Genomic DNA, 23,174 nt, shown 5'->3' with positions numbered 1-23,174 from the left:
CATCATCCCCCACGTGTCGACAACGGCCACCCCCTGACGCTAACTTTTCTTACATGTATAAAAACTCTCGGGAGAGTCCAGGCGTGGTGCTGGCGGCAGCCGCCGTCGCCCAATTCGTCGTCGCCCTGGATATGTCCGTGGTCAACGTCGCGTTACCCGCGATCCGCACCGCGCTGGGATTCGCGCCGCTCGACCTGTCGTGGGTCGTGCACGTGTACGCGCTCACGTTCGGCGGGTTCCTGCTGCTGGGGGGCCGCGCTTGCGACCTGTACGGCCGGCGTCGGATGTTCGTGCTGGGACTGACCGTCTTCGGGCTGTGCTCGCTGGCAGGCGGGCTGGCCCAGACGCCCTGGCAACTGATCGCCGCACGCGCCGGGCAGGGCCTGGGCGCCGCGGCAGCTGCACCGGCCGCGCTGGCGATGCTCACCACCACCTTCACCGAAGGCCCTCAGCGCGTCCGCGCGCTCGGAGTGTGGAGCGCGGTGAACGCCGCAGGTGGCGCGCTGGGTGTGCTGGCAGGCGGGCTGCTGACCGAGTACGCGGGCTGGCGTTGGGTCATGCTGATCAACCTGCCCATCGTCATAGCGGCTCTCGCTCTCATCCCCGCAGGGGTGCCCGCCGGAACAGCACCCGCCCAGCGCGAAAGGCTGGACTCGCTGGGCGCCGTCCTGGCGACCGGTGGAGTCGGGCTGCTGGTGCTCGGTGTCGTCCGCACCGACACCCTTGGCTGGAACTCCCCGGTCACGTGGGTGACCCTCGCTGCCGCGGCCGTACTGCTGACCGCCTTCGTCTTCGCCGAGTCGAGGGCCGACGCACCGCTGCTGCGCCTCGGCCTGCTGCGCAGCCGCTGGGTCGCCGGCGCGAACGTGCTGGTGTTCCTTGCCGCGGCCGGGCAGTTCACGGCGTTCTACTTCGTGTCCCTGTACATGCAGCAGGTCCTGGGCATGGGTGCCGCAGCGACCGGCACCGCATTTCTGCCCTTCTCCCTGGGCCTGGTCGCGGGAACCATCGTCGCGACCCGCATCACCGCGGCACGCACCCCCCGCGTGTCCCTGGTGCCCGGCGCCCTGCTGGCCGCCGCCGGCCTGGCCTGGTTCGCCGGCATCAGCCCCGACGGCAGTTTCCTCACCGACGTGCTCGGCCCCTCCCTCGTCACCAGCGTCGGCGCCGGACTGGTCCTGGCCCCGGTCGCCGCCGCCGCGACCACCGGCGTCGCTGCGCGTGAGGCCGGCATGGCCTCCGGCCTCATGAACAGCTCCCGCCAACTCGGCGGCTCCATCGGCCTGGCTGCCCTGGCCACCCTTGCCGCGCACCACACCGGCACGGCCACCGACCCCGCCGCGCTCAACGACGGCTACGCCCTGGGCCTGGCCATCGCCGCCGCCGTTTTCGTGCTCGCGGCGGTCGTGGCGATCGGTGTGCTGCCGCGCCGCCGGCCCGTCACACCTCTCCCGCAATCCACCGCCCCCGCAGAGAACCAGCTGGAAGGAACACCGTCATGAAGACCCCCACCGTCGACCTGTTCGCCTCGGCGCTGCACTTCCACCCCGACGGCGACGTCCGAGCCGTCGAACGGCAGATGACGAGCAACGACTCCGGCGCCTGGCAGATCGCCACGTTCCACGTGGAGACCGACGCCGACGTTCACGCCGACCACTGGGAGATGCACCCGGAGGCCGAGGAAGCCGTGTGCTGCCTGGCCGGCGGTGTCCGCCTCTACTTCCGTCCCAACGGGCCCGGTGACGCCGAGGAGATGGTGCGGTTGCAGGAAGGCACCGCCGTGATCGTCCCCCGCGGTCGCTGGCACCGCCTGGAACTGGACGCCCCCAGCGACCTGATGTCGATCACTCTTCGCAACGGCACCCGCCTCGAAAAGCGAACCGACACCCCCTGAGCGGACGGTGGCCCGGCCATGTGCTGCCGGGCCACCGCAATAACCCGACAGCTTGGCGCCGCCTGGTCTGTCGGCACATGCGGGAGCGGACTGTCAGTGCACGACGCGGGCCAGGCCTGGCGCCAGGCTGTTTACCTGGGTCATGCCCTCAGATCCTCCGTCACGGGCAGGCACTCGGCGAGCAGGTCGACGACGTCGCGCCAGGCTCGCTGCGCGTGCTGTGGGTGGTAGCCGACTCCGGGGACCGTGGGGTGATCGACCGGCGGGTGGTGGAAGGCGTGCAAGGCGCCGCCATAGACCGCGAGGCGCCAGTCGACGCCCGCCGCCTGCATCTCGACGGTGAACGCGTCTCGTTGTGCGGGCGACATGATCGGGTCTTCCGATCCGACCCCGGCCCACACCGGGCAGCGAATGCGCGCTGCCTCGCCTGATCGACCCGTGGTAGTTGCGTTGACCGTCCCGATCGCGCGCAGGTCGACGCCGTCGCGTCCGAGTTCCAGCGCGATGGCGCCCCCGGTGCCGTAGCCGATGGCGGCGATCCGGTCGGGGTCGGTCCGGGGCTCGGTGCGCAACTCGTCGAGTGCCGCGTGGCCGATGCGCCGCATCCGGTCGGGATCAGCGAGCAGTGGCATGCACCGGGCCAGCATCTCCTCGGGGTCGCCCACATAGCGCCCGCCGTGAAGGTCGAAGGCCAGCGCTACGTATCCCAGCTCGGCGAGAGCATCGGCCCGGCGGCGCTCGACGTCGCTGAGCCCCATGCCCTCTGGTCCGAGCAGCACCGCGGGCCGACGGTCGACACCGGCCGGGAGCGCGAGGTGCCCGATCATCGTCAAACCATCCGCCGGGTACTCGACCGTACGCGTCGTGATCGCCGTCATGAGACTGGACTGTAGTGATCGTCGAGCCCGGCCCGGCCGGTGTTCTGCCACTGGCAGAACAGCGCGCGTGCCCCTCTGACATGCGCGGGCGAGTTCTCCTGGCAGCCGGATCTGCCGGTCATCGGCACGAGCATCGGTGACTACGGCATTCCGCAGCCCGTCGACCCGTACTCCCACACGAAATACTTCAAGCGCGCCGACATGCTCGGCGGTTCGGCCACGCTCAGCCTGGTCCCGCCGACCGGTTCCGGTCCGATGACCCTGTGGGTGCGAAGCCCGGACCGGGCCTACAACGGGTCGGCGAGTGCCTTCCGGCCGCGTTCGAAGAGAGCATCGAGACGCAGGTCGTAGCCGTCCTCGAAGGCCGACCACCTTGGTGAAGGTCGGGAAGCGGCCGGATCGCGGTCGATGCGGTTTCCACCACGACCGGCGCCTGCTCGGCGCGCTGCGCCCACGCGTCGCCACTGTGCCCCGCCCTCGGAAGGTGGGGAACGCCTTGGGCGCGGGGAGTTCTCCGTACGCCTGGCGGACGGAGATGACGGGGCAGGTGGTGTCCCGGTCGCCGCGGTGATCGACGGCTGAGGCACCGGCCTGCGAACATGAGCGCATGACCAAGTTGACCGGACAACAGATCGCCGACGCCGGACTGGAGGGGTGGGTCTACCTGATCGGCGGACTCCAGACCCGCGTCCGTACGCGGAACTTCGCCACCGGGCTCTCGGTCGTCAACGCCATCGGCAGCGCGGCAGAGGAGATGAACCACCACCCCGACCTCGACCTGCGCTACACCCATGTCGACGCACGGCTGACAAGTCACGGCGAGCACGGAGTCACCGACCGCGACATCCGGTTGGCCCGCACCATCTCCTCCATCGCGGCCAACGCGGGCGTGCGGCTGGAGGTCGCGAACCTCTCGCGGCTCGAGCTCGCCCTCGACACCCCAACCGCCGAGTCGGTCCTTCCGTTCTGGGCCGCCGTGCTGGCGATGGAGCATCGGTCCGGGCCCGACTTCGGCGACGAGCTTCGCGACCCGTCCGACGCCTTGCCGACCGTCTGGTTCCAGCGTTCCGGAAGCGAGGAACCCCGTCAGCGCTGGCACCCGGACGTGTGGGTGGATCCCGCGCAGGTCCAGTCCCGCATCGACGCCGCACTCGCCGTCGGCGGGTCTCTGGTCAGCGACGCAGAGGCGCCGCACTTCTGGGTGCTCGCCGACCCCGAAGGCAACCGGGTCTGTTTGTGCACCTGGCAGGATCGCGGCTGAGATCAGCTGGCACCGGGCGTGGGGGCTGCAACCACCACGAACCGGCGCCTCGTTCTGGAAGATCTCGACCTACGGCTGGACTGCTCACACAATGTCCCGCGGCCTGACCAGAAAAGCCAATCACTCCAGCGCGGCGGAAAACGCCAGTCCACTCGCACCAACCAAAACGCCGATCAGGCCCGGGTCATGTCTTGCCTTGTGACTCACGAATACTCAGCAACACCGTCGCAGGTGTGACAACGAACGACGCAGAACACTCTTTGCACCTCAACTGGTCCCCGAAATCCCCCAGACCCAGCACCGTCCCGAAGGAACAGTCGGGGCAGACCGCGTGGAAGGTGTCGCAGGAGTTGCACTGATGAACACGGCCATTGCGCTTGAGCACGTTGGCACCGTAGTTCTTCACCGTATGCGCCACTGTGATCAGAGTGGTCAAGGACGACACGGCCGTTGCCTTCAGGAAGTCGAGCACACTCTTCGACCTCGGATTCACCAGGTAACCCTGCTCAGCGCCGCACTTCTTGCAGCGATACAACGCATCCTTTTCCGGCACGCCGATCCCCCCATTCATAGGAGCACAGGGCTTCTGGCGCGCACGTACCCGAGGAATCGATTCGGCTAAACATTCCATGGGCCGGGGCGAACCCAGCCCGCAGTGAAACGGAACCCGCTTCCCGCGCCAGACCTGCTCGTCATTCCGATGGCCACTCCCTTCAGCGGCTGATATCCGAACATCTGAGTGGCGTCGATCAGAGAGGGGCCGGCGCCGATTCGCCGGAGGGGCCGCCCATCGTCACCGATCTGACCCGGCGGCACCCGGCGTCACCCGCGCACCAGCGGCCTACGCGACCTGCGCGCCGCCGTGACGCGTGCCGGCCGACGGCCGTCCCACGATCTCGGCACAGGGTTGTCCGGCCCCCAGGGCCACGCAGGCGTGTGCCCCGCGTCCGCACTCGGCACTGCCCGCGCTTCACTGGCCGCTTCCGCTCTCTCCCCGGAAGGCCGAACCCACCCGATCGCCGTGGGCCGGGAGCGGGAGCGCCCCACCGTCCTTCGGGGGTGTACGGGCGGCGGGACGCCGCCGGACCGTTCGGACCGGAGCCGCCCGACGAGAGCGGGTGGGGCGGTGCGGGGTCAGTTCGGGCGATCAAGACCGGGTCGCTGTAGTTGCCGTGGAAGCCGCGCGCCGTCAGGCAGTAGCGGGCCGAGCGCCACGGGCTGGTGTCCAGGTGGTAGGAGACGGTCGTCTCGAAGGTGACGGCGTTGGCGCACGCGCTGCCGTAGGTCGTGCGGTACAGGTAGGAGAGGTAGACCTCGGACGCCGGGGAGTCGTTCCAGTCGAGCAGGATGCCGCCGCTGTGGTCGCGGCTGGCGTTCAGCCCGGTGGGCGTGGGCGGCTTGGGCGCCGGCGGGGACGGCCGCTGCAGCCGCACCACGGTGCCGGAGGAGCGGTTGCCCAGCTGGTCGACGGCGACGCCCCGGTAGTACGGGGTGGCGTCGGCGGCGATCGGACCGTCGGTGAGGGTGCAGCGGACCTGCTCCTCGGTGTCGGGCAGGGCGGCACACCGGGGCGTGCGGGGGCTCGACGGTGCCCGGGTGCGGGCTCGTGTCAGCCGGCCAGCTTGTTCATCTTGCGGATCTGCTTGTCGAAGGCCCCGGCGGGAGCGATGCGGCGGAGTATGCGCGCGCGTCCGGCCACGGGGCCGGCGGTGTAGCGCAGCTTCGGCTTCGCGTCGGTCGCCGCCGCGACGATCGTCCTGGCGACGACGGCGGGGGCGTCGCCGTCCCTGATGGCCTCCGCCATCACGCGGTCGACGACCTGCCCCTGCTGCGCGTAGACCTCCAGGGGCGTGTCGGGTTTCGCGCTGTTGGCCTCGAACCCCGTCCTGGTGTAGGCGGGTTGGACGAGAAGCGCCCGGACGCCGTGGTCACGGACCTCATGGTCGAGGGACTCGGTGTAGCCCTCGATCGCGTGCTTGGAGGCGGCGTAGGCGGCCATGTAGGGCTGCGGCAGGAATCCGAGCACGGACGAGAGGTTGATGATGCGCCCGCGCCCCTGAGCGCGCATGTGCGGCAGGACCGCGTTCACCATGCGCATGACACCGAAGACGTTGGTGTCGAACATGTTCCGGGCCTGCGCGACGGAGGTTTCCTCGGCCGCCCCCGTCGAGCCGACGCCCGCGTTGTTGACCAGGACGTCGATCCGACCGAACCGCTCGATCACCTGCCGGACCGCGTCGGCGGCCGACGTGTCGCTGACCACGTCGAGGTCGATGAACGTCACGCCGTTGAGCGGGGTGACGCGTGAGGTGTCGCGGCTTGTGCCGACCACGTCGAAATCCGCTGCGGCAAGCGCGAGCGCGGTTTCCCTGCCGATGCCGGATGACGCACCCGTCACGAGTGCCACCGGCCGGTTCGTCGCCATCATGGTTTCCTGACCTGTTGGGATACTGATCGGTTTCCCCTCACCGTAAACCGATCGGTTTCCATGCGCAAGTGAAGCGGCGAGCCGAGCTCGGCCGCATCAGCGCCTGCACCGACGCCGACGGCCCCCTCAGTGTCGGCGTTCGGCCGTCGGCGGACCGGACGTGTCCGTTCATGCGCGGAGTGCCGCGCGGTGCCGGACTTGATGACGCCCGGGGGTCTCGGCCGGAGGAAGGACGGGGGCGTGGCGCGGTCCTGACGCGGCAAGCCCGGCTCTCGAGGGGCGGCCGCAGGCGTGGAGGGCGGTGAGCATGCCCTCGGCGCGGCAGCCGGGGCGATGGGTAACCGTGCGCCTGCCGCTGTTTGTCGACATCCAGGAGGCCACGGCCTCCACGCCTGCGGCACGGCTCGGCAGCGCTCTGGAGATCCGGACAGCAGGGGAGCCCGGCTCGTGTCGACCCGAGGACTGCACGGGTCACCGGGCGGGCTCGCAGGTGATGCGTCAGGGCATGTCTGCCGCGTCGAGCAGGGTGGCCACCGTGGGCGCGAGGAGCCCGGTGAGGTCGTCGGCTCCGATCCCCGCGCGGGCGCTGGCACCGTCGAAGACCAGGCTGAGCTGTCGGGCCAGCAGGTCGGGATCGCTCGCGCCGCCCTGTTCGGCCTCGGCACGGAAAAAGGCCGTCAGGTTCCCCTTGATCCGGTGGGCCACCTGGCTCGCCGGGTGACTCTGGTCCTTGAGCTCGATCTGGACGGCCAGGTACTGGCAGCCCCGGAACCCGGGCGCACCCGCCTGATGTGCCACCTGTTCGAACACGTGCAGGATCCGCTCGCGAGGTGAACGGCCGTCGTCCGCCGCGGGCAGCAGCGTCACCACGAAGGCGGAAGCGCGCTGTTCCAGACTCGCCGCCAGCAGTTCGTCCTTGCTCTCGAACAACTGGTACATGGAGCGCTTCGACACCCCCGCCGCCTTGCACAGCGCCTCGACGCCGATGCCGACACCGTCTCGATAGGTGAGTGTGGCCGCCGCCTCCAACAGTCGTTCTCTGGGGCTCTGCTTCACTTCGGTAGCCATACCGCGAGGTTAACCCGCCTGTGACGAATCGCAAACCGATCGGTTTACGAAGGTGCGCGGGACGGCGCCGACGCCGCGGCGCACAGCCGGGCCCGGTTGCGGATCTCGGGCACCGGCTCGGCGGCGGCCCCGGAGGGAGGGCCCGGCCGGCGTATGGAGTCCCGCGGTTCCGGACGGACGCAGCCGGTACGCGTCAGCGGCGAGCCGGCCGTGGGAGGACGCGGCTCGTCGCCGAGGTGCGCGCACGTTGCTGCCGCGGCGGGGAAGGGTACGGGCGCACGGACTCGGACTGGCGTGCCAAGGGTGAAGTGTCCGAACCGGAGTCCCATGCCGGGAGGTGTACTGGCAGCCTGCTGAGGGTGTTCGGATCGGTGCGTCGAGCTTCGTCGTGCCGATGTGGGCTGCGCTTGCCGTTGTCGAGCAGTCGCGGGGGGGGGGCGGTGACGAGTGGATCAGCCTGGCCTCCTCGTGTCCTCCGCAGGTCGTAGTCGGGTGCTGCGGGAGTGGATGTGACAGGTCGGCAAGCTGTCGGGGGCTCCCATGCGCCCGGGCCGGACAACGCAAAGCCGCGGAACGTGCCCCGACACGTCGCCTGTGTGATGGACGGCAACGGCCGGTGGGCCGCGCAGCGGTCGCTGCCGCGGACGTCGGGCCATCGTGCCGCGGAGACGGCGGTGATCGACGTCATCGAAGCAGCCCGGTCGGCCGGCATCGGCTGGCTGAGCCTGTACGCGTTCTCCACCGAGAACTGGCGTCGCCCGAGCTCCGAGGTCGACTTCCTCATGCGGCTGGTACGCCGAGTGGTGCGCAAACACGCCCCGCTGCTGCACGCACGCGGTATCCGCTGCCGCTTCCTCGGCGTGACCGATCCGCGAGTGCCCGCGACACTGGCCCGGGATTTCACCGACCTGATGACGCTGACCGGCGCCAACCGGGGCATGACGCTGACCGTCGCGTTCGATCACGGCGGGCGCGGGGACATCGTGCAGGCCGCACGCTCACTGATCCGCAGTGGCGTGCCGGCCGAGGCGGTGGACGAGGAGAGCTTCGCCGCGCACCTGCCCTTCCCCGACACCCCCGACGTCGACCTGGTCATCCGTACCTCCGGTGAACAGCGCATCTCCAACTTCATGCTCTGGCAGGTCGCCTACGCCGAATGGGTCTTCCCCCCGGTGCTGTGGCCCGACTTCCGCGCACCGCACTTCCTCGAGTGCCTGCACACCTATCGCCGGCGTGACCGCCGCTTCGGTGGCGTGCCGCCGCACCAGAACGGAGAACAACGACCGTGATCCATGCAGACAGCGGCTCCCCCGGTAGCACCGGCGCCGGTTCAACGGCTCGCGACGGCAGCTCATCACGGCCCGACGCGGAAGGCCGGACAAGGCCCTTGTCCGGGCCCGGCCAGCAGTTCCACGAGTTGTTCAACGACCCGCGCTGGGCACTGGCCATGGTCCGGGCGACCGTCCTGGAGGCGGCCCACCCGCAGATCGGGGCGGCCCTGATCGACAACTCCACGTTCGTGGCGCATCCCTGGCGGCGGCTGCGCAACACGCTCGTGAGCCTGCAGCGCATGTTCGGTCCCGACGATCACGTCCGGAACCGGGAGGCTGCGCGGCTCAACCGCCTGCACGCGCGGCTGAACGGCACCGACGCCCACCACCGCCCGTACGACGCGATGGACCCCGCCGTGCGGGCCTGGGTGGTGGCGACCATGTTCGAGAGCGCCGTCACCATGTGCCGGCTGAGCGGACAGCCTCTGGAACAGCAGGCCATGGAGCGGCTGTACGCGCAGTTCCAGGCGTTCCTCGCCGCCCTGGGAGACACCTCCGGGCACCTGCCGCCTTCCCTGAACGACTTCTGGCGCTACTACGACCGAGTGGTGGAGGAAGAGCTGGAGAACACGGAGGCGATGCGCATCGTCCTCTACAAGCTCTTCGACCACCTGCCGGCCCCGCCCCTGCTGCACGCCCTGCCCACCCTGTGGGCGGCCGGCCGCACCGTTGCCGGCCCTCTCCTCGGGGCGATCACCGTGGCGTCCCTGCCCGAGGCGTTCCGCCGGCGGGCCGGTCTGCCCGAACTCCCCGGCGCGCAGACCGTGATGCAAGGCGCCTACCTCGCCGTCGGACTGGCCCGCTTCCTCCCCGGCGGCTGGATCAGGGCCGACAGCATCTCCGACCTGCTGGCCCTCTCCCCCGACAGCGACGACCCACGGGCACGGACGATCAGCGCCCTGCGCGACCGGATGAACCGGGCCGGAGCCCTCATCCGGCTCATCACCCCTCTGCCCCCGGAACCCGGGCCCGCCCCCGCAGGCGGGGTGCAGCGCAGCGCGGAAGAGTTCTTCCGAGAGGTGCTGGACCAGACCGGCAACGGCTACCTGGACTGGCCCGACCTCGCGGCCATGGCCCGCGAGCTGTCCAGCCGCCTCGACCTGGACGAACCCGAAGAGACCAGGCTCTACAACGCCTTCGCCGACTGGTGGCGGGAACTGCAGGCCGCCCTCGACGCCGACGGCGACGGCCGCATCAGCGCCTACGAGTACGCCGCGGCCGTTCCCTCCCTGGCCGGACCCGCACTGATCAACGTCGCAGAAGTCCTCTTCGACGCCACCGACAAGGACGGCAACCAGACCATCGACGCCGACGAACACCGCGCCCTGTTCCGCACCGCCTTCCAACGCGACAGAGCCGACGTCGAAGGGGCCTGCTCGCGCGCCGCGTTCGTCAAGGACTTCCTGTCCTTCATGTCCGGCCGCCGGTGTTCCACCCCCTACGACCCGCTGCTCGCACAGGCATGAACCCGGTCCGCACGCCCGGCACCGCAGCCGACCGGTCCCCCGCGGCCCCGCTCGAGCGCGACCGGGGCGACCCGGCAGGCCGCGACGAGCGCCCGCGAGTCGCGCCGCCATGACGTCGTGCCGCCCGCGGCGCCGTGCCCATCAAGGGCCTCACCCCGCCGACAGGACGCCTTCAGGTGGCGGCCTTCCACCTCGCCGGGGGCAGTACCTCGCCCGCGTGGGTCGGCCGCCTCCCGTGAGTGAACTGCGCCGAATCCCGTAGGGTGGACGCCGCTGACGAGCCGGGCTGCGGCGCCTGGATCGCCCGCACATGTTCCACCACCACTTGGCGCCGAGTCGGCGACGACTCGGCGATGCGTGCGGCACAACGCCTCGGGCACTGCCTCACGGCTCACGTTCCGCCGGTGTACGGACGGTCAGGCCACCCGTGGCCGGGCTCCCTCGACTTGCTGAGAACGGACGATGAGCGACAACACCCTGTGGAACGTCCTGCGGGACGCCGCCCGCGAGGCCCCCGAGCAGGTGACCGTGCACGTACGCGGCGACGGTGACGAGCTGGAGGTGACCTACGCACAGCTGCTGGCCTCCGCCCGGCGGGTGGCCGGGGGGCTGCGTGCGGCCGGGGTCGAACCCGGCACGTGCGTGCCGCTGGTGGCCGACCGCAGCGAGGACTTCCAGGTGATGCTGTGGGGGCTGATCGGCGCGGGTCTGGTGCCGGTGCCGCTCGCGGCGGAGGTCCGCCGGGTGGTGCCGGTGTGGGAGCACCTGGGCCGGCCACCGGTGTTCGTGGACGCCGCCGGTGAGGACCTGGTGCGGCACCTGCCGTCCGGGGCGGCCGTTCTGCGGCTGGACGCGCTGCGCGACGGCGACGAACTGGACGGGCCCGCCCCGTGCGAGCCCGATCGTCTGGCGTTCGTGCAGTTCTCCTCGGGCAGCACGGGTGTGCCCAAGGGCGTCGAACTCACTCATGCCGCGGTGACCGCCAACCTGCGTCAGATCGTGGCGGTCTCCGACCTGGGCGGTGACGACGTGGTGGTCAGCTGGATGCCGTACTTCCACGACATGGGTCTGATCGGCACGCATCTCGCGCCGCTCGCCGCCCGTGCCAAGCAGGTCAAGATCGGTCCTCTGACGTTCGCCAGACGGCCCGGAATCTGGTTCGAGACGGCCACCGCGCACCGGGCCACGCATCTGTCGGCCGCCAACTTCGCCCTCGCACTGGCGACGCGGCGCCTGTCCGACGAGGACATGGCCCGCTTCGACCTCACCGGCGTCCGGCGGGTCGTGGTGGGCGCCGAACCGATCTCGGCGTCCGTCTGGCGCGACTTCGCCCGCCGTACACGGCTCGCGGGTCTGGCGCCGCATGCTCTCCAGCCGGTCTACGGTCTCGCCGAGGCCACCCTTGCAGTGACGTTTCCGCCGCCGGGCGAGGTCGCCGTGCCGCTGGCGCTGGACCGCGCGGCGTTCAGCCGCGGCCGGGCGGTGGACGCCCCGGACACGGACGGCTCCGCCGTCGAACTCATGGACGTGGGGTATCCCGTGTCCGGATGCTCCGTCCGGATCGTCGACGACGCCGGGCGTGACCTCGGCGACCGGCGCGTGGGCCACATCCAGGTGCGCGGTCCCCAACTCGCCCGCGGCTACCGCCGGCTGCCCGATGCCACCGCCGCCGCCTTCACCGCCGAGGGGTGGCTGCGCACCGGGGACGTGGGTTTCCTGCGGGACGGACGGCTGTGTGTCACCGGCCGCCACAAGGACGTACTGTTCCTGAACGGGCTGAAGCACCACGCCGCCGACCTGGAGGACGTCGCCGCCGCCACTCCCGGGCTGCCGTCCGGTACGGCCGCCGTGGTGGGTTCCACCGACCCCGACACCGGCAGCGAGCGCGTGGTGGTGTTCGTCTCCTGGTCCCGGCCGCCCCGCTCGGCCGACGAGGTGCTGGAACGGGTCGCCGCCCGGGTGGGCGAGGCGCTCTTCCACGACGACGTGCGGGTCATCGCCCTGCCGCCCGGCCAGATCCCGCGCACCACCAGCGGGAAGGTGCGCCGCCATGTGCTGCGGGACCGGTTCGAGGCGGGCCGGTACTCCCGTGTCGTCGTACGCGGTCGCGGTGCCGCGGCGACCGCTCCCGTCGGCCGGCGGGCGCCGGGCGGCTCCGGTGTCCCGCGGTCGCGGGCGGCGACCGAGCGGGTGGTGCGCGAGGTGTGGGCCGACGTGCTGGGACTGGACGGCGCGCGGATCGACGCCCACGCGTCGTTCCGCGCGCTGGGCGGCACCTCGCTGAAGGCGATGGAGGTGCTCGCCGCACTGGAGGACGCCTTCGGTGTACGGCTGGAGACGGCGGCTCTGCGCGCCGGGGCGGACACGGTGGCCGGGCTCGTCGGTCACCTCCTGGCGGACGCGCACAGCGGCGAGGGCGCCGGGGATCGTGGTGGGCCGGACGGCCGGCCCGGTGCGGCTCGCTCCGGCGGCCCCGCCCGGCGGACACACGAGGCCCTCGCCGTCGTCGGGCTGGCCTGCCGTTTTCCCGGTGCCGACACACCAGAGGCGTACTGGCGGCTGCTCGCCGAGGGGCGGGACCTCGTCACTCCGGTGCCGCCGCATCGCTGGGGCGGCGACCGGGTGCCCCCGGCCCGCTGGGGTGCCTTCCTCAAGGATCCGGCCGTCTTCGACGCGGCCCGTTTCGGGATGTCCGACGAGGAGGCCCACGCCCTCGACCCGCAGGCCCGCCTGCTGCTGGAGCTCGCGCACGAGGCCCTGGAGCGGGCCGGATACGCCGGTCCCCGCCGTCGCGCCCACCGCATCGGCGTCTTCACGACGGCCGGGGACAGCGGCTACCGGGAGCTGCTGGAGCGGGCCGCCCGGGACGGCGGCACGGACCTGCCGGCCTCGGCGCTGACCGGTAACCTGCCCAACCTGCTCGCCGCGCGGATCGCGCAGACCTTCGACCTGGACGGCCCGGCCCTGGCCGTCGACACCGCCTGCTCCTCCGCCCTGGTCGCCCTGCACCTGGCCGGCCGCAGCCTCACGGCGGGCGAGTGCGACATCGCCCTGGTCGGCGGCGTCAACCTGCACCTCACCCCGACCGCGCACCGCATGCTGCACGCCGCGCAGGCCCTGTCGCCCACCGGCCGCAGCCGGGCGTTCGCCGCCGACCCCGACGGCTTCGTGCCGGGCGAGGGCGGCGCGGTCCTCGTCCTGCGGCGGCGGCAGGACGCCCGGCGCGCAGGCGACGACGTGTTCGCCGTCGTGCGCGGCACCGCCGTCAACAACGACGGCACCTCGCTGAGCCTGATGGCCCCCAACCCCGCCCGCCAGCGCGAGGTCATCACCGCCGCCCACACCGCAGCGGGCATCGACCCGGCCGAGGTGACGTACGTCGAGGCGCACGGCACCGGCACCGCCCTCGGCGACCCGGTCGAGCTGAAGTCCCTCGCCCACGCCTTCCCCCCGCTCCCCGACGCACGCCCCCGGCTGCTGGGCTCGGCCAAGACCAACATCGGCCACCTGCTGAACGCCGCCGCGCTGCCCGGCCTGGTCAAGGTCGTGCTGGCCCTGCGTCACGGCCAGGTGCCGCCCTCGCTGCACGCCGACCCGCCCTCCGCACTCGTGGCCCGGTCCGGGTTCCGGGTGCCCGGCCGGCTCGCCGCCTGGCCCGCGCCGCCCTCGGGGGGCCCGCTGGTCGCGGGCGTCAACGCCTTCGGCTTCGGCGGCACCAACGCGCACGCCGTCCTGGAACAGGCCACCGGGCGGCCCCCGCACGAGCCCCGGCCGCACGACACCGGCGACGGCCCCCACCTGCTGGCACTCTCCGCCACCACCCGGCCCGCGCTGGGCGCCGTGATCCGCGAGCTGTCGGCGCACCTCGACGCCCACCCCCGGATCGCGACGGCCGACCTGTGCCTGACGGCCGCCACGTCCCGGGACGACGACCCGCACCGGCTGGCCCTCGTGTGCGACGACGGCGATGACGTACGCGCGCGGCTGGCCGCCCTCGCCGCAGCCCCCACCGGCGGCCGGGCGGTGGAGGGCCGGCCCGCGGACCCGGACGTGTTCACCGGCACCGTCCGCACACGCCCCCGCCTCGCCTTCCTCTTTCCCGGCCAGGGCACCCAGCGTCCGGGCACGGCGGCGCGGCTGTACGCCACCGCGCCCGTGTTCCGGGACACCCTCGACGAGGCGTCCGCCGCGCTCGGCACCCTGGGGGGCCGTACCCTCACGCACTGGTGCATCGATCCCGGCGTCGATGCGGCCGAACTGGCCCGCACCGAGATCACCCAGCCCGTCCTGGTCGCCTTCGGTGTGGCGCTGGCCCGGCAGCTGGGCGCCTGGGGCGTCGTACCGGACGCGGTCACCGGCCACAGCGTCGGGGAGCTGGCCGCGGCCTGTGCCGCGGGTCTGCTGCCGCTGTCCGACACGGTGCGCTTCGCCGCCGAACGCGGCCGTGCGATCGCCGAGCTGACCGGGCAGGGCGCGATGGCCGCCGTACGCGGCGCGGACGACGTCGTGGAGGCCCTGGTCGCCGCGTCGGGCGGTGCCCTGGCCGTCGCGGTCCGCAACGGGCCCGGCCGTCTGGTGCTGTCCGGCACGGTGCGGGCGGTCGAGGACGCCGTGGCGGAGCTGACCGCGCGGGGCGTCGTCGCGCGCAGGCTCCGGGTCTCGCACGGCTTCCACTCACCGCTCATGGAGCCGGCCGCGCGGGCGGTGTCCGACGCCGCACGCGCCCTGTCGCCCGGTAGCGGCCGGATACCGCTGCTGAGCACGCTGACGGCCGACTGGGAGTCCGCTCCCGACGCCGCCCACTGGCGTGAACACGTCCTGCGGCCGGTCCTGTTCGGGGCCGCGGCACGGCGGCTGGCCGAGGACGGGTACGACACCTTCGTCGAGCTCGGGCCCGGCACCGACCTGCCGGGCGCCCTGCGCGCGGCCGCCGCCGGTCGGCCCGGCACCCCCGTGGCCGTGCTCTCCGCCCTGCCCGCGGCGCACCGGGAGGGCGGCTGCGGGCGCGACGCGCTGCTGCGCACCGTCGCCCGGTTGTGGACCCGCGGTGTCGCCGTCGACCACGCCGCGCTGGCGCCGACGGGACGACGCGTGCCGCTGCCCACGTACCCGTTCCGGCGGCGGGCCTACTGGCCCGGCCCTGACGCCGCCCGGCTTCTGCACCGGCTCGCCTGGACGCCCGCTCCCCCCGCGGAGCCTGCCGGAGCGGCCCCGGTCACCCTCGTCGCCGGGCCCGACGCCGAGGCGGTGCGGGAGCTGTCCGCGCGGTTGGCCGAGCGCGGGGTTCCGGTGGCGCAGGCGGGCATGTCGTCCGCCCACACCGTCGTGCACCTGGCGCGGCGGGCGGGAGACGGCACCGACGCACCGGCCGCAGCAGCCGCGTTCCGGCACACCGTGCGGCAGTTCGACCGGGTCGGCGCGCGGCGTCTGCTGGTGCTCACCGAGGACGCCCACCGCACCGGCACCGACGGCGAGGCCCGGCCCCGCCCCGAGCAGGCCCTGCTCACCGGACTTGCGCTCGCGTTCCCGCAGGAGACCGAGGGCGCTCGGCTGGCCTGCGCCGACCTGTCCTCCCAAGACGCGCCGGAGCGGCGACTGGACGCCGTCCTCGCCGAGTTGACCGCCGTCGCGGACGGGGCGTCCGTGGCCGCCTGGCGGGACGGAACCCGGCTCCTCCGGGGTGTCGAGCCCCTGCCCGCCACCGCCCTGCCGCACGACACCGACCTCTTGCCTGCGGACGGCGTCTACCTGGTCACCGGTGGGGCGGGCGGCCTCGGCGCGGCGCTCGCCCGGGACCTCGCCGGACGCGGGCGCCCCACCCTCGTCCTCGCCGGCCGCTCCCCGGAGCCTCCCGCCGGACTGCTCACGGAACTCGCCGAACTCGGCGCCGACGCGCGCTACCGGCAGGCCGACGTGACGGACGAGTGTCAGCTCGCCGCCCTGCTCGCGCAGATTCCCGCGCCGGACGTCGTCTTCCACGCGGCGGGGGTCGTCCTGCCCGGGTCGCTGCGCGGCACCGGGTTGCGGGACACGCACCGCTCGCTGGCCGCCAAGGTTCACGGCACCCGGCTGCTGGCACGTGCCCTGGACCGCCACGGGCACCGTCCCGAGCTGTGCGTGGCGTTCTCCTCGGTCGCCTCGGTGCTGCCGGGCGCCGCGGGCGCGCTCGGCGACTACGCGGCGGCCAATGCCTTTCTCGACGCCTTCGCCGCGGCCGAACGCGCCGCCGGCCGCCGTTGGCTGGCTGTGAACCTCGGCGCCGTCGCCCGCACGGGGCTCGCCGCCGCCGTCGGGGACCGCACGCCCCTGCGAGCCGGGGGCGTCCCCATGGCCCCGGCCGACGCCCTGCGCGCACTGCGTGCGGCCTGCGCCGTCGACACGGCGCAGTTGGTCGTCGCCGACCTGCCGGCCGCGGACGTGCCGGTCCACAAAGCCCCCTCCGTACGGGCGGACACCTCGGTACGGGCGGACACCTCCGTACGAGCGGACGCCTCGTCACGGACGGACCTCTCCATACGGACGGATCTCTCCATACCGGCGGACGTCACGGGCCCAGCAGGGGGCGGGCTACCGGCGGGCCCTGCCGATCATCGCGTCCCCGCCACTCCCGCAGCCGTCTCCGGCGGCGTGTCCGACACCCGCGTGCTGGTGCGTACCCTCCTGGCCGAGGCCCTGCACCTGCACCCGGAGGCCGTGGACCAGGACCAGGCCTTCCTCTCGCTCGGCCTCGACTCGCTCGCCGCGGTCGACCTGGTCCGGCGGCTGGAGCGCGCACTGGGCCGGGACCTGCCGGCCACGCTGTTCTTCGAGTTCGGCACGGTGCGCGAGCTCGCCGCCCACCTCGATGCTCCGCCCGCCGACGACGGCACGCGGTCCGTGGCGGCACCCTCCGGCGACGTGGCCACCGGCGCGTCCGGCGCCGCGGAGGGCGTGCCGTTCCCGCTCACCCCCGTCCAACTGGCCCTCCACACCAGCAGCGTGCTGTATCCGCAGACCCCGGCCCGCGGCTGGGTACGGCAGACCGTCCGGGGGACGCTCGACCCCGGTCTGCTGCGCAGCGCCCTCACCGCGCTGGCCGAGCGGCACGGCATGCTGCGGGTGCGGATCGGACAGGACGGCGGGGTGCCGCACCAGATCGTGACGCCGGGTGCCGTCCCCGACGTGTGGTTCGAGACGCGGCCGTGCCCCGGAGGGGGAGCTGCGCTCCGAGCACTGGAGACGGAACTGGCCAACAGGCCGCTGGACCTCACCGCCGAACCCCCCTTGCGGGCGCTGCTGGTGACCGAGGACGCCGGAGTGGCCCATCTGGTCCTCGCCGTGCACCACGCGGCCGCCGACGGCTACAGCCTGAACGTCCTCGGCACGGAACTGTGGACGCTCTACACCGACCTCGCCCTCGGCCGCGTCCCCGCCGTACTTCCGCCGGCCGCGGACTTCGCCTCCTACGCCGCCGACGCACGGCGGCCTGCCGCCCGCGCTGACGACATCGCGTACTGGACGGCCCGTCTGGCAGACCACACGCCCCTGCCCCTCCCCTACGACGGCCGCCCCGACGCCGCCGACGGCCCCGGGCCGCTCGTCGCCGTGAACCGCGCCCTGGACCGGACGCTCGTCGCCGCCCTGCGCGAACGGGCCGCCGGCTGCGACGTCTCCCTCTTCCATCTCCTGCTCGCCGCCTACGTGCGCTGCCTGGCCCGGTGGAGCGGGCACCGAGCCGTCACGGTCAACGTCGCCCGCGCGGGCCGGGACGCCCGGTTGCCCGGACTCGACCGGCTGGTCGGCCCCCTCGCCGACACCCTGCCGCTGCTGCTGGAGGCGGACCCGGACGAGCCGCTGCCCCGGCTCGCCGAACGCGTGCGCCTGGCCTGGCTGGAGAGCGAGCGGCACGCCACGGTGAGCAGTCTCGACCTCGCCCGGCTGCTGCCGCTGGGCGACGGCTCGGGGCCGCGTACGGCGAGTCCGGCGAGCTTCAGCTTCGCCCGCTTCCCCGCCACGCTGGACGCGGACTGCCCGGTCGACGTGCGGCCGACCGCCGCGGGCACCGGATCGGCCGCCACCCGGCTGAGCCTGCTGGCCTGGGAGGACGGGCCCCTGCTGCGGCTGTCCTGGAACGTCCCCGAGCGTGTCTTCACCGCCGCGACGGCCGTCCGTCACGCGACGGACTTCGAGCGGGAACTGCGCGCGGTCATAGGCGGTGCCGGTTCTCCGCGAGCGCTGGAGGGCCGTCTCGCGCCCGTGCCCGCCGGCGTTCCCCGGGCGACTGTCGTCGGCCGCCTGCTGGACCGGTTTCGCACCGATCCCGACGCGGTCGCCGTCGACGACGGCCGGACGACCCTGACGTACCGGGCCCTCGACGCGGCCACCGGTGACCTCGCCCGCCGTCTGCGCGAACAGGGCGTGCGGCGCGGGGACCTGGTGGGCATGCTCACCTCCCCGGGTCCCGACACGGTGATCGCCGTCGTCGGCATCCTGCGCGCGGGCGCCGGATGGGTGCCGCTGGACGCGGAGCACCCGGCGGCCCGGCTGGCTGAGCAGACGGCCCGGTGCGGCGTCCGCGTGGTCGTGCACGACGACCGCACCCGGCCGGCCGTACGGGCGCTCACCGCCATGACAGCCCTGCCCGTCACCGCCGCCGGACCCGTGGCCGGACCAGTGGAGGACTCCTTCGACGAGACCGACGCCGACGCCGACGTAACGGCCTACGTCATCTTCACCTCCGGCTCCACCGGCCGCCCCAAGGCCGTGCCCATCACCTTCCGCGCCATGGAGAACTACCTCGACTGGGCCGTGACCACCTTCGCCTACGGCCCCGGCGACCGGCTCGCGAACACCTCCTCGCCGTGCTTCGACGCCTCGGTGCGCCAGTTGCTCGCCCCGCTGCTGACCGGCGCCACGGTGGTGACCGCCGACCGTGACCTGGTGCGCGACCCGGAACTGCTGCTGGACCACGTGGAGCGGGCGCGAATCACCGTGTGGAGTTCGGTGCCGTCGCTGTGGGAGCGGCTGCTGGCCGCGGCGGAGAACCGCCTCCGGCGCGGTGAGCGGCTGCCGGACCTGTCCGCGCTGCGCCTGGTCCACGTCGGCGGGGAGGTGCTCTGGGCGGACTGGGTGCGCCGTTGGTTCGACCTGTTCGGTCCGCGGCAGCGGATCGTGAACCTCTACGGACCGACCGAGACCACCGTCAACGCCACCTACCACGTCGTCGCCGAACGGCCCGCCGACGAGGTAACGGCGCTGCCCATCGGCCGCGCCGTCGCCGGGACCGACCTGCTCGTCGCCGGCCCCGGCGGTGAGCAGACCGGTCCCGGCGGCACCGGTGAGCTGCTCATCGGCGGCGTCGGGCTGTCCGCCGGTTACCTGGGCGAACCCGAACTGACGAAGGCCGCGTTCGTGCGGCGGGACGGCCGCCGCTGGTACCGCAGCGGCGACCGGGTGGAGGTGCTCTCCGACGGCGCGCTGCGGTTCGTCGGCCGGATCGACGACCAGGTCAAGATACGGGGCCACCGCGTCGAACCCGGGGAGGTCGAGGCCGTGCTGCGCGCCCGTGCGGACGTCGGGCAGGCGGCCGTACTGGCCGACGCGGGGCGTCTGTTCGCCTTCGTCGCGCCCACGGCACCGGATGCGTCGCCGGACGTGGTGGCGCTGCGGCGGTATCTGGCGGACTCCCTGCCGCCGTACATGCTGCCCGCCCGGATCACCCTCATGGACGCCCTGCCCCTGACCGGCACCGGCAAGGTCGACCGGCGGGCGCTGCTCGCTCGGACCGGGGCACCGACGGCGGACACCGCACGGCCGGCGGTGGACATGCCGCCGGAGACGAGCGCCACCGAGGAACGGCTCGGCCGCATCTGGTGCGAGGTGCTCGGCCTCGAGCGGGTCGAGCGGCACGACGACTTCTTCGCACTCGGCGGCGACTCGCTGCTGGCCCTTCAGGTGTTCGACCGGCTCGCCCGGCACGGCGGCGGCCCGCTGCCCCGGCCCACCGCCGTCTACCGGCACCGCACGCTGGCCGCGCTCGCCGAGGCCGTCGACGCCGAGGCGACCGGCTCCCACGCCTGCGGAGGCGGGGCCGGGCCGCTCGCCGAGGACCGCGGCCCCGCGGACGCGGTGGTCCCGGCCGCCTGTCCCGTCACCCCCGGCCAGCGCGGCTTCCTGCTCGCCGAGGCCCTCGCCCCCGGTACCGGGGCGTCCTGGCTGACCAGGCTGCGCCTGACCGGCCCCCTCGACCGGGACCGTTTCCAGCGGGCGGTCGACACCCTGGTGGCCCGGCATCCGATGCTGCGCACGGTCTTCCCCGCCGGGGCGAGGCCGCCGGTGCAGCAGGAACTGCCGGCGTCGCTGCGGCTGCCGGTCGCCTTCGAGACCGTGTCCGGGCCGCAGGAGCTGGCGCAGCGGGTCGATGACGAGCGGCGCCGCCGCTTCGAACCGTGGGCGTGGCCCCTGCTGCGCCTGAGCGTGCTCACCCTGGCCCCGCACGAGCACGTGCTCGTCGCGCACGCCCACCACCTGATCGGCGACGGCTACAGCGCCGCCCTGCTCCTGGAGGAACTGACCACCGTCCACGACGCCCTGGACCGCGGTTCGGCACCGGAACTGCCCGAGCTGCGCGGCACCTTCCGCGAGCACGCGGAACGCCTGGCCCGGCAGGCCGCGCACCCGGGACCGGAGCAGGACGACGCGCGGCGGCGTCGAGCCGAGGTGTGCGCGCCCTACACGAAGCCGGCTCTGCGGGCGCCGGCCCACACAGGACAGGGACAGCCGGACGGACTGCGCTCCCCCACCCCTGCCGCCCACGGCTCCGTCTCACCGGGCTTCCACTCCCACGGCTTCGTCCTGGACGCCGACGCCGTGGCCGCCCTGCGCAAGATCGCCGCCGAGGCGGGCGCCACCCTGTACGCGCCGCTGCTCACCGCCTACCACCAGGCGCTCGCCGCCCTCACCGGCCAGGACGACCTGGTCATCGGGCTGGCCGTGTCCGGCCGCGACCACCCCCTGCCCGACATCCACCGTGTCTTCGGGCCGTTCGCCACCGCCGTGGCCGTCCGCCCCTTCGGCCCCGGCACCGAGGCCCCACCCGACGACGACTTCGCGCGGCGCGTGCGCCGGGTCGTCGACGAGACGATCGCCGCCCGCACCTACGAGGACGTCGTCCCCCGGGACGCCGGCGGGCTGCCGCTGACGTCACAGTTCTTCTTCACCTTCCTCGACTTCGGCGAGCTGGGCCCGCGCGACGGCCATCTCCTGGCCGTGCGGCGGGACGACGAGGACAGCGGCTTCACGCCGCCCGCGGCCGGAACGGACGTCTTCCTCGCGGTGCGGCCCGACGGGGACCGGCTGCGGGTCACCGTGCGCGGTGCGACGGCGGCCTTCGACGGGCCCGCGCTCACCGCGTTCGCCGAGGGACTGCGCGACTCGCTCGTCTCCCGAGCGGTGCGCCCCGTTCGGCGGGCCACCCGCTCCGGCGGGCAGGACCTGGACGCCGCCCTCATCGGCTACCTGCCCGCGCCCGCCCACTTGGCCCGGCTCGCGGGCCTGCCGGAAACCCGGTCGGCCCGCGAGGACATACGCCGCCTGCTGTTCCCGGACGGCGCTCCCCGGCTGCTGGAGACGACCACCACCCCGCTGGGCCGGTCCGGGTTCGTCGCCCTTCCTGTGTTCGCCGACGAACTCGCCGGTGACGGTGCCCTGGCCGAGCGGACCGTCCAGGCCGTGGAGAAGGCCTCCTCGCTCGGCGCCCGCTGTGTCTCCCTGGCCGGCATGATCCCCTCACTCACGGGCTACGGCTTCGACGTGCTGCGCGCGTCCAGCACCCCGGCGGCCGTCACCACCGGACACGCGGCCACGGTCGTCTCCGTGGTCCGCACGGTGCACGCCGCCCTGTCCGCCACCGACCGGGACCTGGCCGACACGGACCTGGCCGTGGTCGGGCTCGGCTCCATCGGAGCCTCCTCGCTGGAGTTGCTGCTCACCCTGGCCGAGCGGCCGCCCGCCCGGCTCGTGCTGTGCGACGTGCCGGGCAGCGGTGCGCGCCTGCGTGACCTGGCGCGGGCGCTACGAGAGCGCGGTCTGGCCGAGGAGGTCGCCGTGCGCACCTCGGACCCCGGTCTGCCCGACGCCGTGTACGAGGCCGGTCTGATCGTCACGGCGGTCAGCGGACACAGCGCCCTCGTCGACGTCGACCGGCTGCGGCCCGGCGCCGTGGTGGTGGACGACAGCTTCCCGCACTGCTTCGACACGGGTCGCGCGCTCGCCCGGATGCGTGAACGCGCAGACGTCCTCGTCGTGGGCGGGGGGTTGCTCACGGTCGGGGCCACCCGGCGCACCCTGGCCCGAGGGCTGCCCGACGCCGTCGCGACCGCCGACTCCGTGGCGCAGCACGGGCTGCCCGGCACGTTGGCGTCCTGCCGGGCGGAGTCGCTGCTGTGCGCCTTCGGTGCGGACGTACCCCTCGTGCGCGGCCTGGTGGACGGCCCCACGGCCCTCACCTACTGGCGGGCCGTGGAACAGGCGGGGATCACCGCCGGGCCGCTGCACCTGCTCGGCCAGGTCCTGGCCCCGCTCCCGGCAGGCGTACGGCCACCGGGTGGCACAACCGGGAGATCAACGACGACGACCCGGCCGCCTGGCTGGTGACCCGACACGAACCCGGCTGCGCCGGACGTGCGCCGTTCCGGGCCGCCGGGTCCCGGACGTGATCGCTCCGTGCCAGAACCGAACCCGGCACGAGCCAGTGACGCTTCACCGCCCGACAGCTCGCCCTGGCCATGGTGGACCGTCAGCTCCTGCTCGAACGCCGGCGCTCGATGTGGCCGAGGCGGTTCGCCGGGTCTGCGCCCCGCACGCGCGGG

10 protein-coding genes are annotated in these 23,174 nt (G+C 73.4%); 6 read left to right on the top strand and 4 right to left on the bottom strand.

The genetic code is table 11. From position 1 onward, the window contains the following. Positions 1-53: 53 nt before the first annotated feature. Together ACZ4YY_RS27490 and ACZ4YY_RS27485 are read left to right on the top strand one after the other, a co-directional pair. Positions 54-1,502: an MFS transporter gene (locus ACZ4YY_RS27490; RefSeq protein ID WP_468295725.1), complete on the top strand. Its 1,449-nt coding sequence runs from the start codon at positions 54-56 to the stop codon at positions 1,500-1,502. After that, the gene (locus ACZ4YY_RS27485) at positions 1,499-1,894 is read left to right on the top strand and encodes a cupin domain-containing protein (RefSeq protein WP_468295723.1); all 396 of its coding nucleotides are present in this window, start codon (positions 1,499-1,501) and stop codon (positions 1,892-1,894) included. Before ACZ4YY_RS27490 ends, ACZ4YY_RS27485 begins: the two co-directional genes overlap by 4 nt. A 140-nt stretch (positions 1,895-2,034) precedes the next feature. Here ACZ4YY_RS27485 and ACZ4YY_RS27480 read toward each other — a convergent pair whose 3' ends face one another. Then, positions 2,035-2,772 carry a dienelactone hydrolase family protein gene (locus tag ACZ4YY_RS27480; RefSeq protein ID WP_468295720.1) on the bottom strand — a complete coding sequence of 246 codons (738 nt, stop codon included), beginning with the start codon at positions 2,770-2,772 and terminating at the stop codon, positions 2,035-2,037. Between the two features lie 607 nt (positions 2,773-3,379). Between ACZ4YY_RS27480 and ACZ4YY_RS27475 the strand changes: the two genes are divergently transcribed. Beyond that, positions 3,380-4,033, top strand: a complete 654-nt coding sequence (locus tag ACZ4YY_RS27475; protein ID WP_468295715.1) for a 4a-hydroxytetrahydrobiopterin dehydratase — start codon at positions 3,380-3,382, stop codon at positions 4,031-4,033. A gap of 184 nt (positions 4,034-4,217) precedes the next feature. On the opposite strand, the gene ACZ4YY_RS27470 is transcribed toward ACZ4YY_RS27475, so the two are convergent. From ACZ4YY_RS27470 to ACZ4YY_RS27460, 3 genes are all read right to left on the bottom strand, one after another. Continuing rightward, the gene (locus ACZ4YY_RS27470; RefSeq protein WP_468295712.1) at positions 4,218-4,604 is read right to left on the bottom strand and encodes a hypothetical protein; all 387 of its coding nucleotides are present in this window, start codon (positions 4,602-4,604) and stop codon (positions 4,218-4,220) included. A gap of 1,038 nt (positions 4,605-5,642) precedes the next feature. Then, on the bottom strand, positions 5,643-6,458 hold the full coding sequence (locus tag ACZ4YY_RS27465; RefSeq protein WP_468295707.1) for an oxidoreductase: 816 nt from the start codon (positions 6,456-6,458) through the stop codon (positions 5,643-5,645). Between the two features lie 501 nt (positions 6,459-6,959). Next, positions 6,960-7,529, bottom strand: coding sequence for a TetR/AcrR family transcriptional regulator (locus tag ACZ4YY_RS27460; RefSeq protein ID WP_468295702.1), 570 nt, complete (start codon positions 7,527-7,529; stop codon positions 6,960-6,962). Positions 7,530-8,104: 575 nt separating this feature from the next. On the opposite strand from ACZ4YY_RS27460, the gene uppS reads away from it, so the two are divergent. The 3 genes from uppS (at position 8,105) to ACZ4YY_RS27445 (ending at position 22,959) form a co-directional block, all read left to right on the top strand. Next, positions 8,105-8,818, top strand: a complete 714-nt coding sequence (gene uppS / locus ACZ4YY_RS27455; protein ID WP_468295699.1) for a polyprenyl diphosphate synthase — start codon at positions 8,105-8,107, stop codon at positions 8,816-8,818. A 158-nt stretch (positions 8,819-8,976) separates the two neighbouring features. Then, the gene (locus ACZ4YY_RS27450) at positions 8,977-10,326 is read left to right on the top strand and encodes an oxygenase MpaB family protein (RefSeq protein WP_468295916.1); all 1,350 of its coding nucleotides are present in this window, start codon (positions 8,977-8,979) and stop codon (positions 10,324-10,326) included. Between the two features lie 462 nt (positions 10,327-10,788). Continuing rightward, positions 10,789-22,959: an amino acid adenylation domain-containing protein gene (locus tag ACZ4YY_RS27445; protein WP_468295696.1), complete on the top strand. Its 12,171-nt coding sequence runs from the start codon at positions 10,789-10,791 to the stop codon at positions 22,957-22,959. Positions 22,960-23,174 lie beyond the last annotated feature (215 nt).

The organism is Streptomyces sp. NPDC030143, assembly GCF_055573695.1.
The sequence above is the reverse complement of the archived record's forward strand: the minus strand, read 5'-3'. Positions and strand labels throughout refer to the sequence as shown.